At 47.4% G+C, this 23,459-nt stretch carries 16 protein-coding genes and 2 tRNA genes; 9 read left to right on the top strand and 9 right to left on the bottom strand.

What is annotated here, in order from left to right; translation table 11 throughout:
* Positions 1-87 precede the first annotated feature (87 nt).
* Both BMZ28_RS07295 and BMZ28_RS07290 read right to left on the bottom strand, forming a co-directional pair.
* Complete coding sequence (locus BMZ28_RS07295; RefSeq protein WP_047781799.1) at positions 88-1,002, bottom strand: transcriptional regulator GcvA; 915 nt, start codon at positions 1,000-1,002, stop codon at positions 88-90.
* Between the two features lie 385 nt (positions 1,003-1,387).
* Complete coding sequence (locus BMZ28_RS07290) at positions 1,388-1,612, bottom strand: YgdI/YgdR family lipoprotein (protein WP_047782745.1); 225 nt, start codon at positions 1,610-1,612, stop codon at positions 1,388-1,390.
* A 209-nt stretch (positions 1,613-1,821) separates the two neighbouring features.
* Between BMZ28_RS07290 and csdA the strand changes: the two genes are divergently transcribed.
* Both csdA and csdE read left to right on the top strand, forming a co-directional pair.
* A complete protein-coding gene (gene csdA, locus BMZ28_RS07285; protein WP_047782746.1) occupies positions 1,822-3,024 on the top strand; it encodes a cysteine desulfurase CsdA in 1,203 nt (400 codons plus the stop codon).
* Positions 3,025-3,026: 2 nt separating this feature from the next.
* Positions 3,027-3,461, top strand: coding sequence for a cysteine desulfurase sulfur acceptor subunit CsdE (csdE, locus tag BMZ28_RS07280; protein ID WP_047781800.1), 435 nt, complete (start codon positions 3,027-3,029; stop codon positions 3,459-3,461).
* On the opposite strand, the gene tcdA is transcribed toward csdE, so the two are convergent.
* Both tcdA and mltA read right to left on the bottom strand, forming a co-directional pair.
* Positions 3,462-4,268, bottom strand: coding sequence for a tRNA cyclic N6-threonylcarbamoyladenosine(37) synthase TcdA (gene tcdA, locus BMZ28_RS07275; protein WP_074821942.1), 807 nt, complete (start codon positions 4,266-4,268; stop codon positions 3,462-3,464).
* Positions 4,269-4,377: 109 nt separating this feature from the next.
* Positions 4,378-5,484 (bottom strand): murein transglycosylase A, encoded by a 1,107-nt coding sequence (mltA, locus tag BMZ28_RS07270; protein WP_047782747.1) that lies wholly within the window; start codon positions 5,482-5,484, stop codon positions 4,378-4,380.
* A 206-nt stretch (positions 5,485-5,690) separates the two neighbouring features.
* Between mltA and BMZ28_RS07265 the strand changes: the two genes are divergently transcribed.
* From BMZ28_RS07265 to BMZ28_RS07250, 4 genes are all read left to right on the top strand, one after another.
* A tRNA-Met gene (locus BMZ28_RS07265) sits at positions 5,691-5,767 on the top strand.
* 70 nt (positions 5,768-5,837) lie between these two features.
* Positions 5,838-5,914 (top strand) — tRNA-Met (locus BMZ28_RS07260).
* 222 nt (positions 5,915-6,136) lie between these two features.
* Positions 6,137-6,478: a DHCW motif cupin fold protein gene (locus BMZ28_RS07255; protein ID WP_047781802.1), complete on the top strand. Its 342-nt coding sequence runs from the start codon at positions 6,137-6,139 to the stop codon at positions 6,476-6,478.
* A gap of 262 nt (positions 6,479-6,740) precedes the next feature.
* A complete protein-coding gene (locus BMZ28_RS07250) occupies positions 6,741-8,045 on the top strand; it encodes a purine/pyrimidine permease (protein WP_074821940.1) in 1,305 nt (434 codons plus the stop codon).
* A gap of 160 nt (positions 8,046-8,205) precedes the next feature.
* Here BMZ28_RS07250 and amiC read toward each other — a convergent pair whose 3' ends face one another.
* A complete protein-coding gene (amiC, locus tag BMZ28_RS07245) occupies positions 8,206-9,447 on the bottom strand; it encodes an N-acetylmuramoyl-L-alanine amidase AmiC (RefSeq protein ID WP_047781804.1) in 1,242 nt (413 codons plus the stop codon).
* Between the two features lie 304 nt (positions 9,448-9,751).
* Here amiC and argA point away from each other — a divergent pair, with 304 nt between their 5' ends.
* Complete coding sequence (argA, locus tag BMZ28_RS07235; protein WP_164720483.1) at positions 9,752-11,080, top strand: amino-acid N-acetyltransferase; 1,329 nt, start codon at positions 9,752-9,754, stop codon at positions 11,078-11,080.
* Between the two features lie 86 nt (positions 11,081-11,166).
* On the opposite strand, the gene BMZ28_RS07230 is transcribed toward argA, so the two are convergent.
* Entirely contained in the window at positions 11,167-12,474 is a 1,308-nt protein-coding gene (locus tag BMZ28_RS07230; protein WP_047781807.1) for an MFS transporter, read from the bottom strand.
* 574 nt (positions 12,475-13,048) lie between these two features.
* On the opposite strand from BMZ28_RS07230, the gene uxuR reads away from it, so the two are divergent.
* Together uxuR and BMZ28_RS07220 are read left to right on the top strand one after the other, a co-directional pair.
* Positions 13,049-13,813, top strand: coding sequence for a Uxu operon transcriptional regulator (gene uxuR, locus BMZ28_RS07225; protein WP_047781808.1), 765 nt, complete (start codon positions 13,049-13,051; stop codon positions 13,811-13,813).
* A 285-nt stretch (positions 13,814-14,098) separates the two neighbouring features.
* Positions 14,099-15,073, top strand: a complete 975-nt coding sequence (locus BMZ28_RS07220) for a siderophore ABC transporter substrate-binding protein (protein WP_074821931.1) — start codon at positions 14,099-14,101, stop codon at positions 15,071-15,073.
* A 53-nt stretch (positions 15,074-15,126) separates the two neighbouring features.
* Here BMZ28_RS07220 and recD read toward each other — a convergent pair whose 3' ends face one another.
* The 3 genes from recD to ptrA are packed head-to-tail and all read right to left on the bottom strand — an operon-like array spanning position 15,127 to position 23,403.
* Positions 15,127-16,986, bottom strand: coding sequence for an exodeoxyribonuclease V subunit alpha (gene recD / locus BMZ28_RS07215; RefSeq protein WP_074821928.1), 1,860 nt, complete (start codon positions 16,984-16,986; stop codon positions 15,127-15,129).
* Positions 16,979-20,515 (bottom strand): exodeoxyribonuclease V subunit beta, encoded by a 3,537-nt coding sequence (gene recB, locus BMZ28_RS07210; protein ID WP_074821925.1) that lies wholly within the window; start codon positions 20,513-20,515, stop codon positions 16,979-16,981. The genes recD and recB overlap by 8 nt, the downstream gene beginning before the upstream one ends.
* Positions 20,515-23,403, bottom strand: a complete 2,889-nt coding sequence (gene ptrA, locus BMZ28_RS07205) for a pitrilysin (protein WP_074821922.1) — start codon at positions 23,401-23,403, stop codon at positions 20,515-20,517. Before ptrA ends, recB begins: the two co-directional genes overlap by 1 nt.
* Positions 23,404-23,459 lie beyond the last annotated feature (56 nt).

The following is a 23,459-nucleotide window of genomic DNA, read 5'->3' as shown; positions in this document are numbered from 1 at the left end:
CCTTTTTTGTCAGTCTTTCTACAATCTGCCGCAATTCTACCGGTAAATTGCCGTTTATATCACTAATGTTTTTACTTCCACCGAGATCTATTCATCATAGCGTAAATAAACGCTTTCCTGCTCGCTGGTCGCCAACGCTAAAATCCACTCACGAAATGACGCGATTTTCCCCAGTTCTGCCTGACTTTCATGGCAAACTAAATAGAAGGCATTCTTACTGGCAAGGGCGTGGTTAAACGGACAAACCAGACGTCCGGACTCAATCTCCGCCAGCGCCAACACGTTATTCACCAGCGCAACCCCCTGACCATGAACCGCCGCCTGAACCACCATCGCCGTATGACTAAATATCGGCCCTTGCTGGACGTTAATCTGCTGCACACCCAGTTGGCGAATATAGGCCTGCCAATCACGCCTTGATGCATCGTGCAACAGTGTATGATGGCCCAGCGCTGCCGGTGAGGTGAGTGGATGAGCCCCCATCATTAGGGAGGGGGAACATACCGGAATCATATACTCCGCATACAACGGCTCAACCCGAAGTCCCGACCAGTTCCCTCTGCCATAAAAAATGGCCACATCCACATCATCGGAAATCTTCCACTCATCGCGGTCAATGGCCTGAATACGCACATCGATACCCGGATGACGAGCATGAAATCCAGACAGCCTAGGCACCAACCACTGAATAGCGAAACTGGTTGGTAAACTAACGGTTAACGCGCCCTTGGCGCTACGAGCCTGTAGCTTGCGGGTCGCTTCATTCAGGGAAGCAAAAATTTCCTTGATGTCTAAATAGTAACTTTGTCCCTCTTCCGTCAATAAAAGAGAGCGATTACGCCGTCGAAAAAGTTTAAGGCCGAGAAAATCTTCTAATGATTTAATTTGATGGCTAACTGCGGCCTGCGTCACAAATAATTCTTCAGAAGCCTTAGTAAAGCTAAGGTGGCGAGCGGCGGAATCAAACACCCGCAGAGCATTCAGTGGAGGTAATCGTTTCATAAGATTGATAATACTTCCTGACGTCTGGACGACATAGCGAATCGGTGGGGCATTATCGCTATCTATGCATTAGTTTTTCTAATGCGATACATTATAAATTGTCCGTTGTACATAAGCCAGCAAATACCTATAGTGAGCGCACTTCCTAAGCCGGAACGAAAAATGTGTTTTTGAATAAAGGGCGCATTTTGGCTTTGTGGTTGTGATGTTGTGTTTGCTAATTTGCCTGGCGTTTGTTGGGTGTCATCATTAAGCCTTTGGATTAATGATTATTTATTTTTCTGAACATTTACCCTGTCTGTCCATAGTGATTACAGTAGCACCGCAAATTGCGGTGCTTTTTTTTATCATTATTTTGGGGAAGTTTCTGGTGAGATGAGTACGGCTAGTACGGTTGTTTAACGTAGTCTTTTACTTCGCTTTGTGGAATCTGCTGTTCCCCATTAAAACGGGTTTCATAGGTCACAATCCCGGTGTTCGCATCAGCAGAAGGTTCACCGACCGTGATAATCCTTGCCCCATTTTGCATCGTCATTTCATAATGACTTGAACAACCGGCCAAACCTAGCGTCAATAACAGTGCGGCGGATGCCAGAACAAAACGTTTCATAAATTCTTCCTTACGGTTAAACAGGTTACAACTCTCAATAAAATGATAATAATCTTTCATTGCCTTGGTTAACTATCTTCTGAAACGCCGCCAACTGCAAATAAAATTAAGTAGCAATTAATGCTGTGCTTTGGCTTTGCGACTAGTACAATTCCGGTCATATGCAGCGAGCACAACCGACTACTGATATCCGTGATAAAATATTGCTTATGAAATCCTTTAATCCCGATCTATTTCGTCAACAGTTTCCCGCGCTAAAACAGACGGGCTGCTATCTTGATAGTGCGGCAACCGCCCTAAAACCGTTGGCCGTGATCAAGGCGACTGAACAGTATTACGCCCACAACGGCGCAACCGTTCACCGCAGCGCACATAGCGCAGCTCAACAGGCAACCGAACTGTTTGAAAATGCTCGCCAGTTGGTTGCTGAGCTATTGAACGCTGACAGCCATCGGCAAATTGTCTGGACCAAAGGCACCACTGAGGCAATTAATCTGGTGGCGCAGAGCTATGCTCGTCCGCGCCTACAGGCCGACGATGAAATTATCGTGGCAGAATCGGAACATCACTCAAACCTGATCCCTTGGCTGATTGTTGCCCAACAAACCGGCGCTCGTGTGGTTAAATTACCGATCAACAAGTTCTTTATGCCGGATCTTAACCAGCTCCCTGCACTATTAACTAAAAAAACGCGAATTCTGGCCATTGGCCATATGTCGAACGTCACCGGCGGTTGCCCGGATCTCCAGTTGGCTATCAAATTAGCGCATAGCAATGGCACGGTGGTGGTGGTCGACGGTGCTCAAGGTGCCGTCCACTCTCCCCCGGATGTACAACAGCTGGATATCGACTTCTACGCGTTCTCCGCCCATAAATTATATGGCCCTACCGGCATTGGTGCACTATATGGCAAAGCCGCCCTACTGGCAGAAATGACGCCATGGCAAGGCGGCGGGAAAATGCTAACGCAGGCCAGCTTCAGCGGATTTCAGCCACAATCAGTACCAGAATGCTTTGAGGCTGGCACACCAAATATTGCTGGCGTTATTGGGCTTGGCGCGGCCCTGTCGTGGTTAAAAACTCAAGACATGGTTGAAGCCGAACGTTACGCCTGTGCTCTGGCTCAAGCCGCTTACGATCAGTTATCCTCTATTCGCGGCTTTATCAGCTATCGTGCACCGGGTAGCAGCCTGTTAGCCTTTAATATCGATGGATATCACCATAGTGATATCGCTGCTCTGCTATCAGAACAGGGGGTCGCTATCCGTTCTGGTCAACATTGTACGCAGCCGCTGCTGGATGCCATGGGCGTCAGCGGTACGCTACGCGCCTCTTTTGCGCCTTATAACCAGTTGGCCGATGTCGATCGACTGTATGAATCTTTAACCTACGCCTTGTCATTGCTGGAGTGATTATGCTTGCCCCCCATCCTTTCGGTACAGAGATCACTGTGCAGCAATTGCTGGCACTGTTTAGTGATAAATCTCAATGGGAAGATCGCTACCGTCAGCTCATTCAACTGGCTAAACAGCTGCCACCACTGCCTGAAGAACTGAAACAGCAGCAGTTGGAACTAAAAGGTTGTGAAAACCGGGTCTGGCTTGGTCATCAGCTTAATGAGGATGGCACTCTACATTTTTACGGCGACAGTGAAGGAAGAATCGTTAAAGGTATTCTGGCTATTCTGCTAACGCAGATTGAAGGGAAAACGCCACAGCAGGTAATAGAAATCGAACTGATGGCGTTATTTGACCAGCTAGGTATTCACCAGCAGTTAAGCACATCCCGCTCCCAGGGATTGGATTCATTAGTCAGCGCTATTCGCCAGACTGCTGAATCCTGCCTCTAATCAGGCGGCTCTTGCCGCCCGAGCCAGCATTTTCTTCAAGGCATGGGAAACGGCAATAAAACCAAACGAAGCCGTCACCATGGTAATTGCACCAAACCCAGAGGCGCAGTCCATTCTTTTTGGGCCATCGGCGCTGCTTTTGGCGGCGCACACGCTCCCATCGGCCTGAGGATAAACCAACTGCTCAGTAGAAAAAACACAGTCAATACCCAACTTACCTTTGCCGTTTTTAACCACGCCAAAATCATTTTTCAGACGCTCGCGCAGTTTGGCCGCCAGCGGATCCTGAATAGTTTTCGCTAAATCGGTGACTTGAATCTGGGTTGGATCGATTTGCCCACCGGCACCGCCCGTTGTGACCACTGGAATTTTAAAACGGCGGCAGTAGGACAACAGCGCCGCTTTCGGACGTACGCTGTCAATGGCATCAATCACATAGTCAAATTTATCACTAATATAATCCGCTATATTTTCTGGAGTAATAAAGTCATCAATGCAGGTGACTTCACATTCCGGATTAATTTGCGCAATACGTTGAGCCATCACCTCACATTTTGGCTGACCGACAGTCTGACGCAACGCATGGATCTGTCGATTGGTATTGGTCACACAGACATCGTCCATATCAATCAAAGTGATTCGACCAATACCGCTTCTGGCTAAGGCTTCCGCCGCCCATGACCCCACGCCACCAATACCGATAACGCAAACGTGCGCCTGAGCAAATACGCTCAGCGCCTGCTGACCATAAAGACGGGCCACGCCGCTGAAACGCTGTGAATAGGCCTCGGAATAGGCGGCAGTCATAAGGAACCTCGGTGATGTAAAAAATTAAAGCAATATATCGGCTCAGTATCCGGTTAATCACCAATCAAACTGCATGATTAACCATTAGATACCAAACCATTCAAACGTATTATTTAGCGGCTACTGGCGCGTCCGGCGGTGTACTTAGCACCCACACCCGACCATAGTGATTATAAAAACCTGCCGCATGTCCAGCGTCATCGCCGATTCCCTGATAAATATCAAAGTGATGACCTTTAATCGCACCGCCAACGTCCAGTGAAATCATCAGACGCATTTCATATTTACCAGTAAATTTACCCTGATTATCCAGTAACGGCACTTCTGCTAAAATAGTGGTGCCCGCAGGGATCAAGGTTTTATCTGATGCTACTGACGCCTTAGCAATGAGTGGAACCGCACTCGCGCCTTTGACCGGTGCAGAATGCTTAGGTTTAAAAAACACAAATGATGGGTTTTGTTCCAGCAACTCTCTGACTTCATCTTCGCTATGCTGTTCCGTCCAGCGTTTAATTGCCTGCATCGACATCTCTTCACGCGGCACTTCATTCCGATCGATCAGCACTTTACCGACGCTGTTATAGGCACGGCCATTTTTACCCGCATAGGCAAAAAACACCAGCGGAGTACCATCGCCAAAATCGACGTAAGCACTACCCTGGACTTCCATCATAAAGTTATCCACCAACGAATTACTGTAGGCCAACTCCAGATTCAGGCCATCCAACCCACCGGCATAAATTCCAGCACGGTCAGGTAGACGACGCATCTTTTTAGTTTTCTTTGGCATCGCATACAGCGGGTATTTAAATTCGCCCTGCTTGGTATGTCTGGCATGAATCACTGGGGTGTAATAACCGGTAAATTGCACGTTACCGTAATTATCAACGCCTTCCATCTGATAAGTGTCAATATTGAACTCAGCTAACTGAGATCCGCTGGCACCGGCGACCATCCATTGGAAGATTGCCTGATAAGTTTCACGATGCTTATTATACAGCGAGGGGGAAACCTGACTGATTTCATAAACCTGCTGAGCAAAATCTTTACCGTTTACCGGTTTATTTTTTGCATTAGGATTATTAACCAGTTCAAACGGATGGGTTAATTTGCCGTCTATATACTGTTGCCCACGATCGGTTGGTCGAGATTCGCACCCTGCAAGCAACGCAATGATGACACCACCGAGTAAAAATTTAGCCCAACGTCCTTTCATTTCATCACTCACTTTTTTAACCGCTGTTTTATCGCTGCCAAACAATAGCAAAGCCTCCAGTATAAAGAAAAGGCCGGATAAAAAAAGTTACGTTTTAAAACGGCGAAAAGTTACACAACAGTGAACAATAAACGTAGTTTTTTGTTACTTCAAAGAAAAAACACTTGCAACCTGTGCCACAGAGAGTATTATGCGCCTCCTACAGTCGCGGGGTGGAGCAGCCCGGTAGCTCGTCGGGCTCATAACCCGAAGGTCGTCAGTTCAAATCTGGCCCCCGCAACCAATTAATACCCCTTGCTACGGTATTAAGGCAGAAAACACCCTGTCATTCAAATAGCTATAAGTTTTTCGGACGCGGGGTGGAGCAGCCCGGTAGCTCGTCGGGCTCATAACCCGAAGGTCGTCAGTTCAAATCTGGCCCCCGCAACCAAAAAACTTCCTTTCTTGCACTAATACCCGTTTCCTGATAATCATAATTCCTAAGTATTGTTTCGTTTAGCAACTGACTGACAACCTGTTCAATCAGCCTATGCTAAAAAATCGACACTGCTAAACCCATACCGAAAAACAATACTGACCACTGCCGTCAGGGAAAATATCCCTGCTATGCTTAATTACAACGCATTGAAATTAAGATTATTCAGGTAACTCTATGAAAATGACACCTTTTCCCTTTAGCCTCACCGACTGGCAAGATGTAGAAAAAACCGAACATAGCGGTGAAACCGGCATGGCCTACTGGCAAACTCGATTTTTTGGCGACCCGCAAAATCCTATCCGGGTGCGGATGGTTGAATATACTGCGGGTTATCTTGCCGATCACTGGTGTAAAAAGGGCCATGTCTTATTTTGTATCGAGGGCGAGTTGGAAACCACGCTGGAAGATGGCCGTATATTTGTCCTCAAACCCGGTATGAGCTATCAGGTTGGTGATAATGCAGAAGAGCACCAATCCTATACTGAGACAGGCGCACGTCTGTTTATTGTTGATTAGCGTTTAATCCTGTCAATCCTGATAAAGGCTGATTCAGCAATCTATGGTTGAATCAGCTTTTGCCTATCTGGCCTAAACACTACCGCTGAATAAAAAATCAATATCGTTTCTCAGTTAATGATATCTCCAGCAGTGTCCCTCATGGTAATACTCACTACTCATTCCCCTTTAAACTGCCCATATCGATGCTCAGACATACCGCGATTAAACAACATGTCAGCTTATTTGCTTTATAATGCGGAACCAGTCTCAGGAGATCACTATGAAATTTATTTTAGCATCGCTGCAATGGATGCTTTATATACTGATGGGCAGCGTTGTTATCCCAGTATCCATTGCCAGTACATTTGGCTTAACGCCCGATGCCATCATTGAATTTGTCTCACGCACGCTATTTATTTTAGGTGTCGCGGGTATATTACAAGCGCTATTTGGGCATAAATTGCCGATCATAGAAGGGCCAGCAGGGATTTGGTGGGGCGTTTTCGCCCTTTATGCCGGTATTGGTTCCGTCTTGTTTGGCTCACATAATGAAACCCTGCGCGTTATGGAATTCAGCTTTATTTTAAGCGGCTGTATTTTTATACTGCTTTCTCTTTTAGGCGTAGTGAATAAAATCGCCAAACTATTTACCCCGACGGTGATGGGCGTTTACCTGATTCTTTTGGTAGTCCAGCTCTCCGGTACCTTCTTAAAAGGCATGATGGGTATTAGTAAAGAGTCCACCGCCATTAATCCAACGATAACCTTACTCTCTATCGCCACCGTTGCTATTGCCTATATCTGTATCAAAATCAAACAAATTAGCACTTACGCGACGCTGGTTTCCATCATTAGCGGCTGGATTCTGTTTTACCTGTTTGGTTATGCCAACCCGATTACACCGGTAACCAGCGCCATTAAGCTACCGGCGATCTTCCCCTTTGGCACTCCTCGCCTTGAGCATGGCATGATAGTTAACGTATTCCTGCTGACAATTCTGTTACTCACTAACTTAATGGCCAGTGTTAAAGTCGTGCAAACGGTTTTCCAGAAGTTTGAACTGCCGGTTGAAGACCGCTTAAATAAAACCAGCATTGTTTCCGGTATTATTCACCTGCTTTCAGGCACCTTCGGTGCTATTGGCCCAGTGCCGATTTCCGGTTCCGCTGCTTTTATCGCGCAAACGCGTTTTACTCAGTTGCTGCCTTTTATCTGCGGAAACTTACTCATAATATTAATCAGCCTATCCCCTATCGTTACTTCATTCTTCGCGGCCTTACCACCCGCGGTAGGCTATGCTGCGCTTATCCCGTCCTTTGGCTTAGGTATCATTATGATTGCACTGACGCAGTTTGATAGCGTAGAAGATAAAGGCATACGTAACCATAGTGTCGCGGCTGGATGGTTTGTGGGTATTAGCGCCATGTTTTTACCCGCCACCGCCTTTGCTGGTTTATCACCTTTAGTCACTTCACTACTGAGTAATGGGCTGATTTTAGGTACCCTAGTGGCCGTCACGCTGGAAAGGTTAATGTTGTATCGTCAAAAACAACAGTTAAGCAGCCAAGGCAGAAAAAGTCGCTGATATACCGTAAATTGATCGTTAAACGCCATCCCAGCCGACTTGTCAGAACAAGTAAACTGGGATGTTTTCTAGATAGAACAGGGAAACCCGCTTCATTTAAATGATTTGCGCCTAATAACGTTAAACGCGCCAATAATGGCTACGGGGTGACACTCGTTAGCTAAAACTTGATGGTCGAGAAATACGCTTTGATCCCGGCAAAAACGGATTCAGCTATTTGCTGCTGGAACCTTGCCGTTCTCAACTTACGCTCTTCTTCCAGATTAGAAATAAAGGCGGTTTCAATCAAAATAGAGGGGATATCTGGCGCTTTTAACACTGCGAATCCCGCTTGCTCAACCTTATTCTTATGTAATTTATTCACCCGCCCCATACGACCGAGCACTTCTTTACCAAATTTAAGGCTGCTGCTAATCGTCGCGGTTTGTACTAAATCAAAAATTGTATGGTCAAGATAGCGATCGCCGCTCTTACTGACGCCGCCAATTTTATCCGCTTCGTTCTGGGTTTGGGCTAAAAACTGTGCTGCGCTACTGGTCGCCTTTTTAGTCGACAGCGCAAAAATAGATGAACCATGAGCTGATCGATTGCTGAACGCATCCGCATGAATAGAAATAAACAGATCGGCGCGCTGTTTGCGCGCCTTAGCAACTCGTACCTTTAACGGAATAAATACGTCTTCATTACGCGTCATATAGGCTTTCATACCGGGTTCTTTCTGGATTAAGGTGCGCAACCGACGAGCAATTTGCAGCACAATATCTTTTTCCCGAGTTCCCCTTTTACCAATCGCCCCAGGATCTTCCCCACCATGACCAGGATCCAACATAATCACCAGTGGACGATCGCGGCCAACTTTGCCGGTTTGGGGTACATCTGCCCGCTGATCCTGCTCCAGCGCGCCCTGATTATACTCTTTTAACAACGCCAACAGCGGATCGTCTGGCTCAGAAGAACCGCCGTTAGCCGGATACAGATCGACCACCAGACGGTTTTTGAATTCCGCAATCGGTTTCAGAGTGAATAGGTTCGGATTAATATTCTGCTTAAGCTCTAACACTAAACGCACAGTATTCTTATCAAACTGCCCGATGCGCGCCAGCTTCAAATAAGGGTCACTGTTTTGCACCTGACCAGCAATGCTCTTTAACACACTGTTTAAATGAACATTTTCAATATCGATAACAATTCGATTGGGATTAGTTAAAGCAAACTGTTTATATTTCAAAGGGGCACTGGATTCCAGCGTTACCCGAGTATAGGTCGAAGAGGGCCACACACGCACCGCAATAACACTTGTTAATGACGCCGCCATGCCAACACCACTCACGCTCAATAACCAGGTTGCAGCAGCACCCTGTAATAAACGACGGCGTAAGTAATTAGGTTTAGAGCTAGACATGATTCTCCGACATAAAACGAACTACAAAATATAAACAAAATAAAGCTGGCGTAAAACTCTACCGAAGAGAGACCGTTCTGTCACGCTTAACCTGTATATTATCTGCTTTTTTGCCTAGATCTGAGGCGAAAAAATCAGAAAACTGACATTTCCCCCCCAAATTAGCGACAAACGCTCAAAACAATCCAGAGCATTATGATCATCAACCAATAAAAAACCGAGTTTGTTTAAATATTCTGCTTGCCAGATGACACTAAATAGAATAAAAATACAAAAAATACGAATTTTTATGCAACGAGGTTTTATCATGAAGGAACGTACTACTGAGCTGGTGGAAGGCATCCGCCATTCAGTTCCTTATATTAATGCTCATCGGGGCAAAACGTTTGTCATCATGCTGGGTGGTGAAGCCATCGAGCATGAAAACTTTGGTAATATCATCAGTGATATCGGCCTGCTGCACAGTCTGGGCATTCAGCTCGTGGTGGTTTATGGTGCCAGACCACAAATTGATGCCAATCTGGCATTGCATAACAAGCCGCCGATCTACCATAAACATACTCGCGTTACCGATGCGGAATCGCTGGAGTTGGTAAAACAAGCCGCCGGTCTGCTTCAGTTGGATATTACCGCTCGCCTGTCCATGAGCCTGAATAATACGCCACTGCAAGGGGCGCATATTAATGTGGTCAGCGGCAACTTTGTGATTTCGCAACCGCTGGGTATCGATGACGGCATTGATTACTGTCATAGCGGTCGCATTCGGCGCATCGATGAAGACGCCATCCATCATCAGTTAAACAGCGGTGCCATTGTTTTGTTGGGGCCCGTTGCGGTTTCGGTCACTGGTGAAAGCTTTAATTTAACCTCAGAAGAACTCGCCACACAGTTAGCGATTAAACTTAAGGCTGAGAAAATTATCGGTTTCTGTTCCTCTCAGGGAGTCGAAGACGAAAAGGGCAAGATCCTGCCTGAGCTATTCCCTAACGACGCGCAAAAATACCTAGAGTATTATGAGGCCAGTGGCGACTATAACTCCGGTACCGTGCGCTTTCTGCGCGGTGCGGTCAAAGCTTGCCGCAGCGGTGTTCGCCGTTGTCATCTCATTAGCTATCAAGACAGTGGCGCATTACTACAGGAGCTGTTCTCCCGCGATGGTATTGGCACCCAGATAGTCATGGAAAGTGCCGAGCAGGTTCGCCGAGCCACCATTCATGACATTGGCGGTATTCTGGAGCTCATTCGCCCGCTGGAACAACAAGGAATTTTAGTGCGCCGTTCCCGTGAACAATTGGAAATGGAAATTGATAAATTCACTATTATCGAACGCGATAATATGACCATTGCCTGCGCAGCCCTCTACCCCTTTACCGAAGAGAGAATTGGTGAAATGGCCTGCGTCGCCGTCCATCCGGAGTATCGCAGTTCACTGCGCGGTGAAATTCTGCTGGAGAAAATCAGTACTCAAGCCCGTCTGATGGGACTAGAGAAACTGTTTGTATTAACCACCCACAGTATTCATTGGTTTCAGGAACGCGGCTTTATGCCCGCGGATATTGATGATCTGCCGCTGAAAAAGCAGGCAATGTATAACTATCAGCGCCGTTCAAAAATTCTGGTCTCACAAGTTTAATCAGAATACGCCGCACACACTGAAGCCGTAGCCAACATTAGTTGGCTACGGCTTCAGAACAAATCCAGCAAACGCTTATTTTTCTATTATGAGTTGGCTAAAGCCGCCTCTCCGGTTGTGCTATTTTTAGCATCTTTCGCCGGATCCTTAATTAAGGTCCAGAGAACAATCGCACCAATAATATCAAACAGACTCAACGCGATGAAAAACGGGCCGTAACCAATAACCGTCACTAATGCCCCCATAAATAGGTTAAAGGTCAATTGCCCTAACCATGCAGCAGAACCAGCCAGTCCGGCGACGGTCGCCACTTCATTCTTCTTGAATAAGTCAGCCGACATCGTAATTACTACGGTAGACAGCGTTTGGTGGGCAAACCCGCCCAGGCTCATTAACGCGATCGCGATATACGGATTCGACACCATGCTGACAAAACCAATGGAAATCATCAAAACCGCACCGATGGTAAAGCTAGCTCGGCGAGCATTGATGGTGGTCATCTTCAGTTTTTCCATGAAGAACTTGGCAAGAAAACCGCCGGCAACGCAACCAAAGTCGGCCGCCAGAAACGGTAACCAGGCAAACATTGCGATCTCTTTCAATGGTAAATGCATCACGTTGATCAGATATAATGGCATCCAGAAACTTAATGTTCCCCAAGCCGGATCCGCCAGAAAACGAGCGATCGCTAATCCCCAAAAGTTACGCTGTTTGATAATCTCTTTTACCGAAGGCTTTTTATTATCATCCTGTAGATAACTTTCCTGCCCATCTTCAATATAGCGCAGCTCTTTTTGGGTAATCCACGGATGTTTATTCGGCGAGTTATAAATAAGGAACCAGGTAATAGCGAACAAGATACCGATACCGCCGGTGATGATAAACGCCATCTCGGTGCCAAGCCCTTGGTCTGCAAACGTCAGCATCGCCCACACAACCAGAGGTGGTGCTAACATTGCACCAATCGAGGTACCGATATTAAATAAACCGCCGGCAATACCGCGTTCTTTAGTTGGGAACCACTCAGCACTGGCTTTGATACCGGCCGGAATCGCAGAGGCCTCAGTCAGCCCCATTAAACCACGCAGAAACGCCAGACTGACCCAGCCACCGGCCAAAGCATGGGCCATATTAATCAGCGACCATAGCAGTGCAAAAATGAAGAAACCTATTTTTAGACCAATAACATCCAGCAAATAACCGACAATCGGTTGAGCAACGGTATAACAAAGTTGGAATGCACTCACGACCCAAGAATATTGTTGTTCATTAAAGTTTAATTCTTGCATCATTGCCGGAGCGGCAACGCTCAATGAGCTACGTGAAAGATAGTTTACAATTGTGCCCATACAAACCAGGCCAATAATCCACCATCTTAATCTTGTCATTTTCATGAAAAAGCCTCTGTTCATCACTATACCTATCGCTTAAGCCTAATTGCTTAGAACAAGAAGTATCGGAAACATCATCAAATAGGTTGACCAAAAAAAATAAATGGCCTTCCAATGGTTATCTGCGCTCAATGGTCTTGGTGATGTAATTCATTAATAAATGCCCCATTGCGCCAAGTTGACATGGTGAATGAGTAAAATCAGGAAAAAATTGATCGCGATCACGCAAATCAATTAGGTAAACCAAAGGCATGATCAATCTGTGATCTGGTTAACCAATTTACAAGTATGGTTGACAGTTCATAAGGATTGGTTGGGTTAAAATGCACAATGAAAGCGAATACTGTGTCGCTTTATCAAGTAAACGGGTTATAACCGCGATCAGCCAGACCAAATAGCTTGGTCTTCGGCACTAAATTAGAATAATCAGCCAATTTCCTGTCTTAGTCTGAAGAGGACATTTTATGCCCGTGGCTGTTTTCAGATATAGTTGGCTGACCAGTTATGTTATAATTTGGCATAATAGTTATGTTTTTCGGTTTTATACCAGTCAATCGATGAGAACTGACACACCATCATGAAACAACAATCTTCTCAACAACGGCCCTATCAAGAAGTTGGACTGATGCTACGTCGCATGATTGCTCAGAAGCAGTATGCGATTGGTAAACGTCTTCCTCCTGAGCGTGAAATAGCTGAAATGCTGAACGTCTCCCGTACAGTTGTACGTGAGGCATTGATCATGCTGGAAATTGAAAAGTTAGTTGAGGTGAGGCGCGGTTCAGGTATTTTTGTCATTAATACTCCTCAGGATTCCGCCAGCGACGCATCAGCAACCAATCAATGTAATGATGCTGGCCCCTTTGAGCTGCTTCAGGCTCGTCAACTGCTGGAAAGTAACATTGCCGAGTTCGCTGCTCTTCAGGTCACGCGAGAAGATATTGTAAAAATGCGCCAGGCGCTACAAGTTGAAGAGCAAGAACTGGTATCCGATGATAAAGAAAGCGGTGATATGCTATTCCACCTTGCCATCGCTGAAGCGACCCACAATAGTATGTTGGTCGAGCTATTTAAACAGTCCTGGCAGTGGCGTGAAAATAATCCGATGTGGATCCAGCTGCATAGCCGTCTGGAAAATACTCACTATCGTAAAGACTGGCTCTCTGACCATAAACAAATTCTGGCCACGCTGATTAAAAGAGATGCTAAAGCTGCCAAACTGGCCATGTGGCAACATCTGGAAAATGTGAAGCTCCGTTTACTGGAGTTTTCTGATGTCGATGATATTAATTTTGATGGCTATCTATTTGAATCATGGCCACTGAGTGAAGCCGACGCCTGACACCCGGCTTTTCCCACTCATACTAATTAACAACAGCGCCTCAATCACTATAAGGCGCTGTTGTTTTCTCACCGAACATCACTTCTTATAAACATCATTCGCCCCCTTTAACCGCATTCCGTCTGGGTAAATCCGCCCAATATGGCAAACACACCAAGATAAAACTCTGCGATCACCAACCCAATCAATGATAACAATAATCATTTACATTGAAGAGGTGAATTAACTCAAGTAAACTTCGCTAATAAAATCAATCACCCACTCTACTCATCAAAAGGCGATGCCATGAAACATATCTTATCTATTCTGGCCGTAACAACACTGGCAACGGCATTAGCGGGCTGCGATCAGAAAACCTCTGACACGGCAACCGCCGTACCTGAAACCACCCAAGTGACGGCCGCTCCGGCTGCTAAAACGTCACCCAAAACCGTATCAGTCCACCATACTCAAGGCACCACCGAGGTCAATCAAAACCCAACTAACCCGGTTATCTTCGACTTTGGCACGTTGGATACGATGCATGCGCTGGGTATCACCACCGTAGCCGGGTTACCTAAGAAAAATATCCCCAGTTATTTATCCCAATATAACAACGATAAGGTCGCCAATGCCGGCAATATGAAGCAGCCGGACATGCAGGCCATCCGTGATTTAAAGCCAGAATTAATCGTTATTACCGGTCGTCAGGGAAAATCCTATGATGAACTTGCCACCATTGCGCCAACCATTAACCTCAGTATTAACAATGGTGTTTATCTGGATTCCTTTAAGAAAAATGTCCTGACCATCGGCCAGATTTTCGATAAAACAGCCGAGGCCGACAACGGATTAGCCGTATTAGATAAAAAAATTACTGAACTGAGAAAACAAGCGGAAGCATCCGGGCAAAAAGCCATGGTACTAGTGCATTACAATGGAAAATTCTCCGCCTCGACGTCTAACGGCTACGCTTCTATCATTCACCAAGTGCTCGGCGTTAAAAAAGCCGATGAAAACTTAGCCGATGGCCGTCAGGCCGGTACGCCTGACTATATTGCTGAAAAGAATCCTGACATTATCTTTATTGTCGACCGGAACGAAGCCATTGGTGAAGGAAAAGTCGATCGTAGCCTGATGGAAGATGACAAAATCAAACAAACCAATGCCTTCCGCAAGGGAAAAATTGTCTATCTGCAACCAGATTTATGGTATCTGTCCGGCGGCGGTCTGGAAAGCCTGAGCTTACAGATTGATGAAGTGAATGCGGCTATTCAGTAAGCCGACTCCTCCTCCGTCACCCCGGTAAAAACCGGGGTGACGAAATTGATAACTTATAGTTCAACACCATCAGTCTCAACTAACCGAGCCGCTAATCCACTGTGGCGCTCCGTTGGCGTCAGAATAGCTGACAGCAGGATATTTTCATTAGCAAATAGCGTAAGCTTTTGGCGCGCACGAGTAATGGCGGTATACACTAGCTCTCGACTCAGCAAAGGTGAAAACGTATCCGGTAATACCAGCACCGTATGCTCAAACTCCGAGCCCTGAGATTTATGCACCGTCATCACATAAGCCGTTTCACAAGCGGGTAAACGACTGGGCTGTACTGCCTTAATCGAACCATCCGGCAGCTGAAAACAGACGCGCATTTCCCCTTCATCGTTACGCAGAGCGATACCGATATCACCGTTGTATAGCCCCAAGGCGCTATCATTTCGGCTAACCATCACAGGCCGTCCCGGATACCATAACCCGCCGCTTTCCGTCGATTTCTCAATTAACCGCTTACTTAACAGCATCTGTTCGATGCGCGTATTGAGTCCATCAATACCAAAAGGTCCGCTGCGCAACGCACACAGCAAACGAAAACGGTTAAACGATGCCAGAATTTGCTGTGGATCGCCGCCCTTTACCTGAGCTAAATAATCGCGATAACCTTCAACACAGGTTTCCAACAGTTGTAAATAATCATCCACGCTGCTCACCGGCAACCAAGCTAAATCCGCATAGTTCTGAGCAAAGCATTGCATTGCACCCTGCCCATCCCCTCGGTTAACCGCAAATGCCAATTGACCAATACCAGAGTGTTGATGGAACCGATAACTTTTCTTCAACAGGCACAAATTGTCCCTTATCGCCACGGCCTGAGGGAATGTGCTGGCTGCAATATCATATCCAGTCAACCGCGACAGTTCTTCCGCCCTCTGCTGGCTGTAGCCCTGTTCAGCAAAGCGACAAATATCCCCTAAAACCGCCCCGGCTTCTACCGATGCCAGTTGATCGCGATCGCCCAATAAAATAAACCGGGCCTGTTCAGGTAAAGCAGCTATCAGACGTGCCATCATCGGTAAATCCACCATCGACGCTTCATCAACAATTAGCACATCAAGATGTAACGGATTATCTTTATGATGTCGCAGGTGACGGCTATTCGGTTGCACCCCAAGTAAACGGTGTAACGTTGACGCTTCAACCGGCATCTGTTGGCGCTGGCTAGGCGTTAACGGCAAACTCTGAATCGCCTGCCCTAAAGATTCCGTTAAACGCGCTGCCGCTTTACCGGTGGGTGCCGCTAATGCAATACGCAGTCTGGATTCACCGGCAAGCTGAAGTAATACCGCCAATAAACGCGCTACCGTGGTAGTTTTACCGGTTCCTGGTCCACCAGAAATCACCGATAATTGCCGGGTAGCCGCAACCGCCGCCGCCACTTTTTGCCAGTCGGTCTCTGTGGGATCAAATGGAAAGAGCTGGTCCAACGCCTGCTTTAGCCCTTCTGGATAACTCACCGCAGCGTCATTACTCTGCCGCAGAAAGAAAGCGGCAATTTGCCCTTCATCACGCCACATACGCTGTAAATATAGGCGTTCCCCCTGTAATACCAGCGGGGTTGGCTGATAGCCATCGCTAACGGCGGATGAACGTTCAAGGGTGGAGATAAGATCGGTCAATCGCGGATTACCCGCCTTAAGCCAAATCTCCGCCGCCAGCTCCCCGTGGCGTCCATCAAATAAACTTCGCTCATCAAGGGTGCTCAACGACAAACAAACGTGCCCTGCCCCGGCTTGTGCGCTGAGTTTAGCCACTAACAGCGCCAGACAAGGATCATCCGTCGCTAACAAACGAGCAAGCTGAATATCCAGCGGACGAAAAACGGCAAGCTCAACCGCTTTCTGTAACAGGCTAAACATCAGGCTCTCCTTCTCCGGCAAACAGGCGATCGAGTCCATCAACCAGTTCCCACTCCGGACGACAGTGAAAAACACCCTGTCCGGGCTTATTCGGTTCAACACCGCGTAAAAACAGATAAAACACCCCGCCAAAATGGCGTTGGTAATCATAATTCGCAATGCGATGACGTAAGTAGCGGTGCAGCGCCAGCGAATACAGTTGATACTGTAGATCGTAACGATGTTCACACATCGCATTAGCCATAGCCTGCTGAGTATAAAACTCGCCGCTCTCTCCCAACCAATTGGATTTGTAATCCAGCAAGTAATAGCGCCCTTGCCAGCAAAAAACCAGGTCGATAAATCCTTTCAACATGCCCCGAACCTGACGGAAGTTCAATGCAGGGCAGTTGGCTGACAGCGGGTCATACCGTTTCACTAACGTATCCAAACTCTCAGCCTGCAACATAGGGCCAATGGGTAAGTAAAACTGTAACTCGGCTTGACGAGCATTGGCCTCAATAGCCTTCAGGCAGATCCCCTGTTCATCCAGCGGCGTACTGACAATGGTTTCCAGCCACTGCTGTAACACCGGCGTCCATCGTTCATCCAGCCCTTGCAACAATACTTGCTCGCTCAGCTTTAGCTCATCAATCGGCTGAGAAAAATCGGTTTCTTCTAATAAATCATGCAGGAAAGTACCCGGAGCCGCACCTTTAGGAAAAGAGTGAGGCGTCATGGTATCTAGCTGAGCGTTACCCTTCTCACCCGCTGCATCAGTATCAAAGCGCGGTAATAGCTCATAATGATGGGAGGAACCTTGCTGCTGCAAGCCTGAATAGCTGGTAACGCGCCAGCTATTCTGTCGCTGCCCACTAAAGGTACGAGCCGCCAATGTCTCTGGCAGCATAATACTATCCTGCCACTGGGCGGTATCATCTATCTCGGCGGGGTAAACCTTAATGCCGTGGTTTTGCACCAGTTCACGTAACGACTCTGATAATAAAGTGGCATCGCCAGCCTGACCTTTTTGCAGCAGATAGCCGATAGCACTATGATGCAAATCAGAATTGCCCAAGCGTCGATTACCGGAATAAATTGGCGTTACGCCAATACTGCAATGATAAACCGAGCGCGTCAGTGCCACATACAGTAGACGTAAATCTTCCGCTAACCGCTCTTCTTCAGCCAGCGTCTGCGACTCTTCACTCTCACTCAGATCCAAGACCGCAGAGAATGTCTCTCGGTCGTGATACAACCCCTGACTTTGCTTGCGAAAACCGCAGATAAACGGTAGCCAGACCAGCGGATACTCCAATCCTTTCGATTTATGTATGGTGACAACCTTGACCAGATTACGATCGCTTTCCAAACGCAGTTGCTGGCTATCCGCCCGATCGTTAGGTTGAGTAATCTGCTGCGCCAACCAACGAACCAGTGAGTGCTCGCTTTCCAGCTTTAATGACGCTTCCTGCAACAGCTCACCAATGTGCATAATATCGGTTAACCGGCGCTCACCACCCAAGGTGACCAACAGATTTTCTGCCAGCTTACGCTTAGACATCAGCTCACGCAGCATCGGCAGTACGCCGCGTTTTAACCACAGCTGGCGGTAAGCACTAAACTCCTCCACCAGCACATCCCACTGGCGCTCATCCTGATTAATGGCATCAATCTGCCGAGCATCCATCCCCAGTAAGCTACTGGCTAACGCACTGCGTAACGCTCGCTCTTTTTCCGGCGTTAGCACCGCCTGTAGCAACCACAAAATCTCTCTGGCTTCTGGCGTGGTGAAAACGCTTTCGCGATTGGATAAATAAACCGACGGTATCGCCAACGCACTCAGTGCATCACGAACTATCGCCGCTTCTTTCCCGGTACGCACCAGAATAGCAATATCAGCGGCAGTTACCGGGCGACGTTCCTTAGCACTCACTAACCAGCCGCGCTGCTGCTGACCGGCCGTTAGCCAATCGCGGATTTGCGCCGCACAACGACGCGCCATAACCTGCTGATATTCGCTTTGCCCCGAGCCTTCTCCCGACTGCAACCAAAGCGACATTGCCGGTTGATTTACGCCGTCAAACTCAAAACTCAAGGAACGATTTTTCTCCGCCGGTTTTACCGTCAGAAAAGGAATTTGTTCAAAAATAAATGGCGCGGATAGGCGCTGAAACAGACAATTAACCGTATCCACCATCTGAGCAGAAGAACGCCAGTTGGTCTCCATCGTGTAGTGACTGCTCACCTGATTACGCGCCTGCATATAGGTAAAAATATCCGCACCGCGAAACGCATAGATGGCCTGTTTGGGGTCACCAATCAGTAATAAACCGGTATCCTGACGACCGCCGTATAACTTATGAAAAATACGGTACTGCTGTGGATCGGTATCCTGAAACTCATCAATCATTGCCACCGGATAGCGTTGGCGTATGGCATTAGCCAGCGCTTCTGCCTCCGGGCGCTGTAATGCCATATCCAACCGGCTGAGTAAGTCATCGAACCCCATTTCCGCCCGCTGACGTTTCTCTTGTTGAACCGACTGACGCACTTCGCTTAAGGCCTTCGCCAGAATCAGATCCCGTAAGGTGAGTGGCTCGGAATACAGCAGGTCTATCGCAGTAAATAACGGATGAACCGGGACTTCACCTTTCTTGGTCTTTTGCTCGAGAATCGACTGACGAAAGTTATTTAACTCTTTCGGCAGTTTATAATCCTGAATCTCTTCCTCTACCCACACGCCCACTTTCTGTAGCCAGTTAGGCAAGTTTTTGGAACTATAGCTGCGTTTATCCACCCCGGAGCCGCTAATTAGCGCTTCCAGATCCGCCGCATGCTCTCGCCAAAGCTGTTTCAACGCTTCAATGCGCTCAATAATTTGCTGATGGCGTTGCAGAATATCATCCTGCGAAGGGGGCTGGCGCAGTTTAGGCGCCTCACCGTGTAGGTAAGGCGTAATATCCGCCAACAAACGTTCCGGGCCAGTCCATTCTGCACTAATCACCTGAGCAACGGGCAAAGGTAATGGATAACAATGTCGCCGCCAGAAATCAGCCACCGCCTGACGCCGTAAGGGAAGCTCATCTTCAATCAGTGACTGCTCAAACAGTACGCCAGACTCAAAAGCATTATGGCTCAACATACGCTGACAAAAGCCATGAATGGTAAAAATAGCCGCTTCATCCATCTGGCGTTCTGCCGCCAATAACAGAGCCGTCGCCGTGGCTTTGTTGGGTAATTCAGCTAATAGTTGATTCAGCAATGGATCGTGGCTTTCATTGCGGATACAGGCAATACGCAGCTGATGGATGTTATCCCGAATACGATTACGCAATTCTTCCGTTGCCGCTTCAGTAAACGTCACCACCAAAATTTCTTCAACCGATAACGGCCTTGGGTAAGCAGCCTCTTGCCCTAATCCCAATAGCAAACGCAAATAGAGCGCCGCCAGAGTATAGGTTTTTCCCGTACCTGCCGACGCTTCAATCAAACGCTCCCCAAACAGCGGGAGCGATAGCGGATCTAAAGCCAAAGGCTGCTGAGACATTACTTCTGAACCTGTACCGGCAGAGTTTTCTGTAGCGATGAAGCGTCTTTATACACGGTCCAGCCTTCAGGTTTAGCATAGTCAGTTTTCAGTTCGCTCTGCCCCATAATTTGGGAAAGAACCGATAAACCTTTACGCTCCATCACCGCCTGTTTGAAGAATAACTGGATATCGCTGCGGGTCAGGGCTTTCACCTGTTCCAATACCTTCTTACGGGTATCAAACCGGTCGTTGCCACGATTAAAATCATTCGTGTAGTAGCCCGCTTCTTCATCCAGCGTTTGTGGTCGCTGTTCCAATTGATTGATCAGCGCCTGACGATACTGATTAAAATCCTCATCCTTCAGCTCAGATAGCTTCTTGTCCGCCATCTGATAGAAGTTCTGATAGCGTTTTTCCAAATAAGCCGGCGTCTGATTATTACTTTGCAGCAAGAAACCAACGCCCCACTGGCGACCCACGGTCATCGGGAAGGCAAAAACCGCATAACCCAGTTGTTCCTCGGTTCTCAGCTGATTATAGAACCATGGTTGAATAATTTGGCTCAGCAGATTACTGCGTGCCATACCCTGAACTTCATCATATCCGGTCGGAATATAGATGGCGCCTAAAGCAGAGTCCGTACTACTCCCCGGCTTCATCAGGTTTGCCTGCTGTGTTTTCTCAACCACAACATTCTGACCGTGCCACCAGCCTGGACCACGACAGCCCAGCTGTTTACTAATATTTAGCGCCAGCTCTTTTACCTGCTCTGGAGTCATATTGCCAATCGCAAACATCTCTGGCGAACTGTTTTCCAGCAGTTGATTACGGTATTGAATAATATCCTGAACGGAAATTCCCGCCATCAGTTGACGTCGTTCTGCCCGCTCACTGTAGGGAACCTGAGAGATAGCCCGCACTGGCTGTAGAGCCAGCTCAAAAGCTTTACCCTTTTCCGCCGCATCCATCTGCTGCTGATACCAAGATTTAGCCTGCTTAAGCTGGTCGTCCGTCACGGTAAAGCCACGGTATTGTTCTAAAAACGCTTGGGTTAACTGCGGTATCCGCTGGGTAAAACCGCTCACGGTAAACTGCAATCCGTTATTAGAAGAAGAGGAGAAACTCAGTCCGCCCACCGACGCTTGATAGCTGATTTGCGCTAAAGCCTGCCCCGCTAAATAATCGGTTAAGGCAAACATCACCTGATTACGCGCCGAGTCTTGAGCCTTAGCGTTACGCAAAGCCAGTATAATATTGGCCTTCGGTTCATCAGCAAAATACTGGCTAGGCACATACCAGGCGCGCACGTTGTGTTCATTCAACACCAGAGCAGGTACGACGTCCGAGGCTTTATTTTCGGCGATCTGTTTAAAATCATCAGGAATATACGGGTTCAGCTTTGGTAAACTCAGATCCAAACCTTTCTCTTCCGATACCCAATCCGCGATTTGTTTTTCACTAATACGATCGACCTGATAAGGCGCATCAACAAAATAGGCGGTTTTATTGTGGGGCTCATTCGGGCTGATAAACCAAATACGTGCGGCCTGCGGCGTCATTTGATCCAAACGGGCAGCAATCGCTTTGGGATCGTAGCGATCCGCCAGATAATCCGAATCCAGAATATTCTGTACCGGGATATTGAGCATGGTATCGGATAACCACTCGACATAATCCATATCCCGCGTCATGGATGGATAACGGAAATCCAGATTCAACACATGGGCAATTTCATCAAAATACTCTTGGCGAATGCCTTCATGACGAATCATTTTCAGGTAGTCAAAAATCGCAGCAATCACTTTATCGCGATTAGCCAATCCCTTATCGGTCAGCGAAACGCCAATGCTCAATACGCCACCATTGCGATCGATGACCGGGTTTACGCCAGCACCGATGCTATCGGCCAAACCTTGTTTACGCAGCCAATCTGACAGCGTATTTTCACTACGGTTACCAATCAGATAGCTGATATAGGTGTCGGTTTTACTGCGAAATTCGGCAATATTATTGTCAATGCGAAACTCAATACGCAGTTGTTTGGTTGGCTGAGCAGGGACATAGTGAATAATTAATCCTTTCTCTTTGTCCGTTGCCGCAGGAACAGTAATCGGTGGTACGCTGGCATGGTTATTACCAATACGACCAAACGTCTCCGCCGCCAGTTTAGCCAAATCGTTAATCGACTGATTACCATATAGCACGCCAACCATCAGGTTGGCCGAATAATAACGATGATAAAACGCCGTCAGTTCATCATGTAATTTACTGCCGGGCTTATCTTTTAGCGTTTCCAGATTACCGCCAGAAAAACGAGAGGTCGGGTGAGCCGGATTTAACGTTTCCGAACCCACTTGCCCCATACGCATACCATCACGAGAACGCGCCATTGTCAGTTCGGCATTGACTGCATTACGTTCACGATCGGCATAGACCGGATCCAACAGCGGTTGTGCAATGGCATCCGCCAAGCGATCAACCGCTGGAGCCAGCGCATCGTTCTCGACTTCAAGATAAAACGCGGTGCGATAAGACGCGGTACTGGCATTATGGCTACCGCCATGCTTTTTCAGAAATTCAGAAATGCTGTCCGGTTCGGGATAACGTTTTGATCCCATTAACACCATGTGTTCCAGATAGTGCGCCAAACCAAGCTGGCTATCCGGATCTTCAAGGGAGCCAACTGGCAATGCTAACGCCGCCAAAGATTTACTGGCCAGATTATCTGACACCAGCAATACGGTCATGCCGTTATCCAACTTAATCGCCTGATATTCGCGAGTATCTTTTTCACTTTTTTGAATTTTCTCAGGTAGCGGCTGCCATCCCTGACTGGCAAACGCTGTCGTCGTCCAACAAGACAGAATAAATATGGCGCCAATGGCATTGGCAAACAGCTTACGCATTGAATTTCCTTCTGGAATAACTGAATAACATCACTGATTAATAATAACGAATACAC

The organism is Pragia fontium DSM 5563 = ATCC 49100 (assembly GCF_900112475.1).
GTDB classification, from domain to species: Bacteria; Pseudomonadota; Gammaproteobacteria; order Enterobacterales; family Enterobacteriaceae; genus Pragia; species Pragia fontium.
The sequence above is the reverse complement of the archived record's forward strand: the minus strand, read 5'-3'. Positions and strand labels throughout refer to the sequence as shown.

What these genes read in the sequence shown, in the direction of transcription:
- BMZ28_RS07295 (WP_047781799.1), bottom strand. Translation starts at nt 1,002, where the DNA reads ATGAAACGATTACCTCCACTGAATGCTCTGCGGGTGTTTGATTCCGCC.
- BMZ28_RS07290 (WP_047782745.1), bottom strand. Translation starts at nt 1,612, where the DNA reads ATGAAACGTTTTGTTCTGGCATCCGCCGCACTGTTATTGACGCTAGGT.
- csdA (WP_047782746.1), top strand. Translation starts at nt 1,822, where the DNA reads ATGAAATCCTTTAATCCCGATCTATTTCGTCAACAGTTTCCCGCGCTA.
- csdE (WP_047781800.1), top strand. Translation starts at nt 3,027, where the DNA reads ATGCTTGCCCCCCATCCTTTCGGTACAGAGATCACTGTGCAGCAATTG.
- tcdA (WP_074821942.1), bottom strand. Translation starts at nt 4,268, where the DNA reads ATGACTGCCGCCTATTCCGAGGCCTATTCACAGCGTTTCAGCGGCGTG.
- mltA (WP_047782747.1), bottom strand. Translation starts at nt 5,484, where the DNA reads ATGAAAGGACGTTGGGCTAAATTTTTACTCGGTGGTGTCATCATTGCG.
- BMZ28_RS07255 (WP_047781802.1), top strand. Translation starts at nt 6,137, where the DNA reads ATGAAAATGACACCTTTTCCCTTTAGCCTCACCGACTGGCAAGATGTA.
- BMZ28_RS07250 (WP_074821940.1), top strand. Translation starts at nt 6,741, where the DNA reads ATGAAATTTATTTTAGCATCGCTGCAATGGATGCTTTATATACTGATG.
- amiC (WP_047781804.1), bottom strand. Translation starts at nt 9,447, where the DNA reads ATGTCTAGCTCTAAACCTAATTACTTACGCCGTCGTTTATTACAGGGT.
- BMZ28_RS07230 (WP_047781807.1), bottom strand. Translation starts at nt 12,474, where the DNA reads ATGAAAATGACAAGATTAAGATGGTGGATTATTGGCCTGGTTTGTATG.
- uxuR (WP_047781808.1), top strand. Translation starts at nt 13,049, where the DNA reads ATGAAACAACAATCTTCTCAACAACGGCCCTATCAAGAAGTTGGACTG.
- BMZ28_RS07220 (WP_074821931.1), top strand. Translation starts at nt 14,099, where the DNA reads ATGAAACATATCTTATCTATTCTGGCCGTAACAACACTGGCAACGGCA.
- recD (WP_074821928.1), bottom strand. Translation starts at nt 16,986, where the DNA reads ATGTTTAGCCTGTTACAGAAAGCGGTTGAGCTTGCCGTTTTTCGTCCG.
- recB (WP_074821925.1), bottom strand. Translation starts at nt 20,515, where the DNA reads ATGTCTCAGCAGCCTTTGGCTTTAGATCCGCTATCGCTCCCGCTGTTT.
- ptrA (WP_074821922.1), bottom strand. Translation starts at nt 23,403, where the DNA reads ATGCGTAAGCTGTTTGCCAATGCCATTGGCGCCATATTTATTCTGTCT.